The 6,507-nt window shown below is 50.6% G+C and carries 6 protein-coding genes; 1 reads left to right on the top strand and 5 read right to left on the bottom strand.

The window, feature by feature from the left end; translation table 11 throughout:
* Positions 1-67: 67 nt before the first annotated feature.
* The 5 genes from Q384_RS05485 to Q384_RS05505 form a co-directional block, all read right to left on the bottom strand.
* Entirely contained in the window at positions 68-1,402 is a 1,335-nt protein-coding gene (locus Q384_RS05485) for an aminopeptidase P N-terminal domain-containing protein (RefSeq protein ID WP_051940513.1), read from the bottom strand.
* A 47-nt stretch (positions 1,403-1,449) separates the two neighbouring features.
* Positions 1,450-2,457 (bottom strand): tRNA dihydrouridine synthase DusB, encoded by a 1,008-nt coding sequence (gene dusB, locus Q384_RS05490; protein WP_051940509.1) that lies wholly within the window; start codon positions 2,455-2,457, stop codon positions 1,450-1,452.
* 147 nt (positions 2,458-2,604) lie between these two features.
* A complete protein-coding gene (gene tkt / locus Q384_RS05495) occupies positions 2,605-4,593 on the bottom strand; it encodes a transketolase (RefSeq protein WP_037586465.1) in 1,989 nt (662 codons plus the stop codon).
* A gap of 178 nt (positions 4,594-4,771) precedes the next feature.
* Positions 4,772-5,242: a 23S rRNA (pseudouridine(1915)-N(3))-methyltransferase RlmH gene (gene rlmH, locus Q384_RS05500; protein WP_037586466.1), complete on the bottom strand. Its 471-nt coding sequence runs from the start codon at positions 5,240-5,242 to the stop codon at positions 4,772-4,774.
* Positions 5,239-6,102: a TetR/AcrR family transcriptional regulator gene (locus Q384_RS05505; RefSeq protein WP_037586467.1), complete on the bottom strand. Its 864-nt coding sequence runs from the start codon at positions 6,100-6,102 to the stop codon at positions 5,239-5,241. The genes rlmH and Q384_RS05505 overlap by 4 nt, the downstream gene beginning before the upstream one ends.
* Before the next feature lie 133 nt (positions 6,103-6,235).
* On the opposite strand from Q384_RS05505, the gene Q384_RS05510 reads away from it, so the two are divergent.
* On the top strand, positions 6,236-6,507 hold a 272-nt coding region (locus Q384_RS05510), incomplete at its 3' end, for a transposase (RefSeq protein ID WP_037586468.1).

Here is a 6,507-nt window from a genome sequence, read left to right on the forward strand (position 1 = left end):
TTCAGCAATACCAAACAGCTTATACACAGTTTCATGCACCGATTGTGTTGATAACGTGATGACTGGCTTACTCTGCCATTAACGCCTCAATTGCCGCCACGGTTTTGGGTGCGTCGGCGGTATAGACTTCACAGCCGTTATCGGTAATCAATACATTGTCTTCAATGCGCACACCGATGTTGTGGAAATGGGCGGGAATGTCATCGGCGGCGGCGATGTATAAGCCCGGTTCAACCGTGGTGCACATGCCGCTTTGCAGCAAGATTGGTGTACCGTTGTCGTTGAAACGTCCGCCCACATCGTGAACGTCCATGCCCAGCCAATGCCCCAGCCCGTGCATGTAGAATCGGCGGTATGCCGAAGTTTCGATGTTGCTGTTCAGGCTGCCTGAAAGCAAGCCCAAATCCAGCAGACCTTGTGTTAATTGAGCGATGGCGGCTTGGCTGATGACTTGCCAGTCTGCACCCGGGCGAATGGCTTCAATGGCGGCGATATTGCTTGCCAATACAATTTCATAGACCTCTTTTTGTGCGCCGCTGAATTTTCCGCTGACGGGAAACGTGCGAGTAATGTCGCCCGCGTACATTTGATATTCCGCACCCGCGTCAATCAGCAGTAAATCGCCGTCGGCAAGCGGGCTGTGGTTATCGACATAATGCAAACAACAGGCATTTTTACCGCCGGCAATAATGCTGTTATACGACGAATACCGCGCACCTTGCTGCATAAATTCGTGCAGAATTTCCGCTTCCACTTGATATTCTCGGCAGCCGCTGCGTACATAACGCATGGCGCGAACATGTGCGGCAGCACTGATTTTGCCGGCTTTCCGCATTAACTCTTGTTCGTGTTCGTCTTTGATTAATCTCATGCGGTTGAGGATTTTACTTAAATCCATTAAGCCATCGGGTGCGAGCACACCTTGGGCAGCGGCGCGTTGTCCGGCGGTTTGCTGTATTTGATGCCAAATGCGCAATAAGGTTTGATCGTGTTCGGGATATAAGCCCCACAAAGCGTATAGGCGGCTGTGTCCGGCAAGGGCTTCCTGAAAAGCGGTTTGCCATTGGCTGATGCTGCCGGCGTGTTCCATGCCGAATACCGTTTTGGCAGCCGCCGCGCCATAACGAAAGCCATGCCAAATTTCTTGGGATTCGTCTTTGTCGCGGCAATAAAGGGCTGCGGTTTGGTTTTTGCCGTCCAGCACCAAAGCCGCTTGCGGTTCGGTAAAACCGGTTAAATAATAGAAATAACTGTCTTGGCGAAACGGATAATCGGTGTCGCCGCTGCGGCGTTGTTCGGGTGCGGCAAACACAATGGCAATACCGTCTTCACCGATTTGGCGCAATACATTTTCGCGGCGGCGGCGGTAAACGGCGGTGTCGATTTGAGCAGAGCAAAGCATGGAAATTCCTTGGTTGAGGCAGGTTGTTTTTTCAATTAACTGTTTTTTCAAAGTAAGCCGCGATACGCACACGGCCATGTTTTCAAGCGGTGAACTTGGCTGTCTAAAAATGCTGTCAGCTGCCGGAGCTGGCTGTAGGCATCATCGGTTTGATTGATGCGGCGGCGGAAGGCTTCGCCCTCGGGCAAGTGTTGTACATACCAGCCGATGTGTTTGCGCGCCGTGCGTGTACCGATAAAACCGCCGTAAAAATCGTGCATGGCGGTTATGTGGCGGATAATGATGTTGGCGTGTTCCGACGGGCTTAAGGCTTCAGGCAGCCTGCCGTGTTGGTAATAATGTGCCAAATCGCGAAACAGCCACGGCTGTCCTTGTGCGCCGCGCCCAATCATCACGCCGTCCGCCCCCGTTTGCCGCTGTACCTGCATCGCTTTTTGCGGGCTGTCTAAATCACCGTTCACCCACAAAGGAATACGCAAGCGGCGTTTGACTTCGGCAATCAAATCATAGCGGGCTTCGCCTCGGTACATGTCGGCGCGGGTGCGCCCGTGTACCGCCAATGCGGCAATGCCCGATGCTTCGGCGATTTCAGCAATGGCGGGCAGATTTTGCTGTTGTTCGTCCCAGCCCAAACGGGTTTTCAGTGTAACCGGCACATCAACCGCCGAAACAACCGCCCGCAAAATGGCTTCCACCAAACGTTCATCACGCAGCAATGCACTGCCCGCCAAGGTGCCGCACACTTTTTTTACCGGACAGCCCATATTGATGTCGATAACCTGCGCACCATTTGCGGCATTAAAACGTGCCGCCGCTGCCATTTGCTGCGGATTACTGCCGGCAATTTGTGCCACGATAACGCCGTTTTCATCGCTGCGGTCGGTGCGGTGCAGACTTTTGCGCGTGTGCTGTAAAGCGGGATCGCTGCTGAGCATCTCACCAACCACCCAGCCTGCACCCAATTCACGGCACAGTTGGCGAAACGGTTTGTCGGTAATCCCCGCCATGGGTGCAAGTGCCAGCGGCGGGTTTACGGTATGAAGACCAATGTGCATGGCTGCCTGAAAAATGGTTTTAAAGCAATAAATGATTCGTTTGGATTCTGCAAAAAGCGAAAAGACAATACATCGGCGCGGCAATCTTGTTAAGCAACAGATGACTGCGTACCGATGATTATGATGACAGCAATTTGCCGATAACCGTTAAACCGCCAATTGCTGTTTCACCACATCAACCACGTGTTCAACCGTGAAGCCGAATGCATGGAATAACTGCTCTGCCGGCGCGGATTCACCGAAATGGTCGATGCCGATGATTGCGCCGTTGCTGCCCACATATTTATGCCAGCCATTGGTAACACCGGCTTCAATGGCAATGCGGGGTAAATGAGGCGGCAGAACATCGGTGCGGTAAGCGGCCTCTTGACGGTCGAATAAAAAGGTATTGGGCATGGACACCACATTAACGGCAATACCTTGTTTTGCCAACGCCGCTTGGGCATCGATTGCCAAAGCCACTTCCGAACCTGTGGCAATCAGCACGGCACGGGCTTCGCCTTCGCCCTCACGCAGTAGATAGCCGCCGCGTTCGATTTGCGCGATTTGCGCGGCATTGCGCGGCATAAACGGCAGATTTTGGCGGCTGAAAATCAAGCAGCTGGGGTGGTCTGCGGCGCGGGCGGCGTGTGCCCATGCGGCTAAGGATTCAACCGTATCACAAGGCCGCCACACGCTCATGTTGGGAATCAGGCGCAAGGTGGCGGTTTGTTCGATGGGTTGATGGGTGGGACCATCTTCACCCAAGCCGATGGAATCGTGGGTAAACACGAAAATCGGATTGATTTTCATCAAGGCTGCCATGCGCAGGGCATTGCGGGCATATTCGCTGAACATCAAAAAGGTTGCGCCGAAGGGTTTGATGCCGCCGTGCAGTGTTAAGCCGTTCATCATGGCTGCCATGCCGAATTCACGCACGCCGTAGTGAATATAATTGCCGCCGCTTGATGCGGTAACGGCGCGGCTGGCAGACCAATCGGTGAGATTAGACGGGGTTAAGTCAGCAGAGCCGCCCACCAATTCAGGTAAGACGTGTGCCAAAATTTCGATGCTGTTTTGGCTGGCTTTGCGGGTGGCAATGGTTTCGGCTTTGGCGCAAACGGTGGCTAAGGCTGCCTGAATGTCGGCATTAAAGTTTTCAGGCAGCCTGTTTGCCATACGCCGTTCAAATTCGGCGGCTTTTTCCGGGTATTGGGCGCGGTATCGGGCAAATAAGGCATTCCATTCGTTTTCTAGCTGCGCCCCTGCTGCTTTGGCACTCCATGCGTCATAAATGCTTTGCGGGATTTCAAAAGCGGGGTATTGCCAATTCAATGCCGCACGGGTAGCGGCGATTTCGTCTGCTCCTAAGGGAGATCCGTGGGTTTTGTGGCTGCCCGCTTTATTTGCCGCGCCTTTGCCGATAATGGTTTTACAACAAATAATCGATGGTTTGCCGATTTCGGCTTTGGCTTCGGCAATGGCGGCGCGAATGGCGGCGGTATCGTGGCCGTCAATTTTCGGGACAACATGCCAGCCGTAGGCGGCGAAGCGTTCGGGTATGTTTTCGGTGAACCAGCCATCTACTTTACCGTCTATGGAAATATTGTTGTCGTCGTACAACACAATCAATTTACCCAAGCCCAAAGTGCCCGCCAGCGAGCAGGCTTCATGGGAAATGCCTTCCATTAAACAGCCGTCGCCCAGAAATACATAGGTGTGGTGATCAACAATGGCGAAGTTTGGTTCGTTGAATTGTTCTGCCAGAATTTTTTCTGCCAATGCCATGCCCACGGCGTTGGCAATGCCTTGCCCCAGGGGACCTGTGGTGGTTTCTACGCCGTCGGTGTAGCCGTATTCGGGATGCCCGGGCGTTTTGCTGTGCCATTGACGGAAATTTTTCAAGTCTTCAGTGCTGACTTGATACCCGCTTAAATGCAATAAGCTGTACAGTAGCATGGAAGCGTGGCCGTTGGACAGCACAAAACGGTCACGGTTGGCAAAATACGGATTGGCAGGGTTGTGGTGCAGAAATTCACGCCACAAAACATCTGCCATTTCCGCCATGCCCATGGGCGCGCCCGGGTGTCCGGAGTTGGCTTTCTGAATGGCATCAATGGCTAAGAAACGAATGGCATTGGCAGTGGGGGAGGTCATAAACAGCCTTATCTGTGTACTTGGAAAGAAGAATTTTTGAGGGCGAAAATTTTGGGTGAATTATCCGCGCTTTGCCTGATGTCTTCAAGAAGAAGGGTAGGGTGGTTTGTCTGAAAATCAATGGGCTGCCTGAAAATCAATGGGCTATCTGAAAACCAACAGGCTGCCTGAAACGGCTTTATTCGCGGTGATAGGGGTGGTTGTCGAGAATGGATTGGGCGCGGTAGAGCTGTTCGGTGAGCAATACCCGCGCCATGCCGTGCGGCAGAGTCATGGAAGAGAGGCGCAGCATTAATTTGGCGCGCTGTTTGAGTGCGGCGGTCATGCCGTCTGCGCCGCCGATAACAAAGCAAACGGAATCGCCGTTTCCTTGCCATTGTTTCAGGCAGCCTGATAATTCGGCGGAAGTCATGGCAATGCCGCGCTCATCTAACACCACCAAAAACGCGTGATTGGGTATGGCGGCGATAATTCTCGCTTCTTCCGCTGCCATGCCTTGCGCGGCATTTACGCCCGCGCCGCGTTTTTCGGGTTTGATTTCTTTAAGCTGAAACTGAATTTGCCGCCCAAAGCGTTTGGCGTAGTCGGCAACGGCCTCATTCACCCAGTGCGGCATTTTTACGCCCACCGCCAATACGGTGATGTTCATTCGTTAAATTTTCCTGTGATTTCCTGTGATTTCCTGTGATTTCCTGTGATTTCCTGTGATTTCCTGTGATTTCCTGTGATTTCCTGTGATTTCCTGTGATTTCCTGTGATTTCCTGTGATTTCCTGTGATTTCCTGTGATTTCCTGTGATTCTTTGTGGCTGCCTTGAATGGACTTGATTTCATCGGCTCTCAGCAAGGCAATTACCCGATCGTGTTCGGATAAAATCGGTTTGTGAACAAAAGGGCGCATCAGAATCATAATGTATTGCGCGCAGCGAAAACAAGAGGATATGCTTGAGAGTTTGCCTTTTAAAGTGAATTCAAAATCAAACCAATATTTGGTCACTATATACAGGCTTTCAGCAAATATTTTGGTACTTTGATCATCTCCTTCTCCCTGTATGGTCATAAGATTTGCTTTTTCAGAATGCATCAGGAATATGGAAAGTATTGGAAGCAAATCTTTATTAAGAAATTGGGAATATTCTTTCAATAAGTCGGGATGGCGTGCAATCAAGGAGTGATTATCCAATAAAAGGGAGCGGTATTTCCACATAATATGGGTGATGTTTTTCAGCAATAGGTAAAGCTTATCACCGGTCATCGGCAATTGGTCGATAACTGAGAGAAAGCATTGAAATAAATCCTTTTGAAATTTGCGGTTGAGGTGTAAGATAATTTCATCTTTATTTTTGAAATGATAGTGCAAATTGCCCGAAGAAATGCGCAGAGCTTCTGCAATGTGATTTAAGCCGACATTGCGCTCACCTCTTTCATCAAATAGTTTTAATGCGGTATCAAGAATACGGTAATAGGTTCGATTGAATTTAGTGCGTTTTTCGGTGTCGGTAGTGTTCAAAAATCTGTGTCAATCCCCTAAACTATTCCAAATAGGAGACAACACATGAACAACCCCATATTCGACTTTAAAACAGGGTAGTGTTCAAAAATCTGTGTCAATCCCCTAAACTATTCCAAATAGGAGACAACACATGAACAACCCCATATTCGACTTTAAAACAGCACTTAAACAGCTTCAATCAGGTCAAGCACTGACAGGAAAAGACGGCATACTCACCCCGCTTATCAAACAACTGACCGAAGCTGCTCTTGATGCCGAAATCGAACATTATCTCGAACAGAACCCACAAGAGCCCAACCGCCGCAACGGTTACACCAAAAAGACGGTCAAGGCAAATTCCGGCAGCTTTGAATTGGAAACACCGCGAGACCGAAACGGTGGTTTTGAGCCACAAATCGTCAA

This window comes from Stenoxybacter acetivorans DSM 19021, assembly GCF_000745895.1.
Lineage (GTDB): Bacteria > Pseudomonadota > Gammaproteobacteria > Burkholderiales > Neisseriaceae > Stenoxybacter > Stenoxybacter acetivorans.